General features: G+C 26.1%; 1 protein-coding gene. It reads right to left on the reverse strand.

What is annotated here, in order from left to right; all coding sequences use genetic code 11:
- Positions 1–306: 306 nt before the first annotated feature.
- Complete coding sequence (locus AA089_RS22935) at positions 307–1,170, reverse strand: hypothetical protein (protein ID WP_046759360.1); 864 nt, start codon at positions 1,168–1,170, stop codon at positions 307–309.
- Positions 1,171–1,564 lie beyond the last annotated feature (394 nt).

Below are 1,564 nucleotides of genomic sequence, written 5' to 3' on the forward strand. Positions count from 1 at the left end.
CAAGATATAATTTAAAGTATATTCTTACTTTTATTTAACAATTTAAGTCTGTTGAAAATTGAAGTCTCGAGAAGAAAAATTAACCAAGTTGTAATTTTTTTTGAAAAAAAGTTTTAAAATGATTCAAAATTCAATGAAAAATAATATTTTTCTTATGTTTTTAGAAGCGAAATAATACGGTAAAAAATGGTAAAACGCGAGTTTGGGGAAATTGGTTTTGAAAAGTGAATGTTTTTTGAAGTATACTTGAGTCTTTTTCGAGCTACTAAACTTCAATTAAGAATACATATAATTATTAGTAGTATTTTATATCATTGTCATATATTCTCCATTTTTAATCATTCCAATAATTTTAATGCCATAATCAGACTTTACTTTTTCAGCAAATTCAAAACCATTAACGTTTTTATAAAAAATCACTTTTCTACTTACTCTTGGATAATATAAAGTTCCAAAATTACCTATTGGAAAATGAATTCCAATTGCTGGCTTATAAGGATTATTAGATTTTAGGTAAGAAGAAGAAAATGTTCCAGTGCCTGCATTTCCCCAAGGAATGGTATTTGCGCCTTGTTTCATAGTTATAGTTTCTGAACGTCCCATATTCAAAGACATCTTGAACAAATATTCAATTCCGAATTTTGTTCTGTGAGCAGTTATATGAAATCCTCCAACACTCTCAATTTGATCACTCTCAATTACTTTTTTAAAAGCGTTAGAGTGAACAGTTGAAATATGCTTAGGATCTTGACTTTTTAAATTAGGGAAAAATTCTTTCTGAAATAGATTAAAGCCTTTAATATCTCCAATCCATTGAAATGAATTTGATATATTAATTTTATTATTTGAAATTTTATAAAGTAATGGTTGGTTTTCGAGTGATGCTATTAAAAAATCAGTTTCACAGTCATTTTTAGAATGAATTTCAAGAAGTAAATTTTTGACTTTATTGATTTCAAATTTTTCTAATTTATAAAGTGCTTCAATTGCTTTTTGAGCAGTATCAACACCTCCTGCGTAAGACACAGAAATCTTTGGGTTTAGAATTATAGTTTTAAGTAATCCTGAAAAAATATTATTGCGATTGGAAGCAATATTGGGATTAGTTATTTTAGAATCACTATCTACTCTAATTCCTCCTTGTGTAATTCTACCTATTACTAATGTCATTTCTAATTTTGTGATAACGTTAAACTGTCTTAAAATTACTTTTTTAAGTTTTGAAATCGCCTAGTGTATAATTAAAGTTTAATAAAATTACTACTATTCTATTTATATACTATGATATACAGGAATATGCTAAACTAATCACTTAACGATTAGCTATTTTTTTACTCATCATTAAGGGATGAGTTAATATGAAAATAAAAAGAGCACTTTACTTTTAAAAATAATGACAACCATAATGTTTGTTATTAAAGCACTCTTTTTTAATATTTAAAAATCAATTGTGTATTTGTTAGAATAATCTTTTGCTAATGATGCACCAATACCTCTTAAATATTTACGAAGTTGAGATTTGGTTTTATGTCTTGTAAAACTCATAAGTTCTGTGAGTACTTGT

It is taken from the genome of Kordia jejudonensis, from assembly GCF_001005315.1.
Lineage (GTDB): Bacteria > Bacteroidota > Bacteroidia > Flavobacteriales > Flavobacteriaceae > Kordia > Kordia jejudonensis.

Bases quoted from the DNA above. Each gene is read 5' to 3' on its own strand.
- AA089_RS22935 (WP_046759360.1), bottom strand. From the start codon at position 1,170: ATGACATTAGTAATAGGTAGAATTACACAAGGAGGAATTAGAGTAGAT.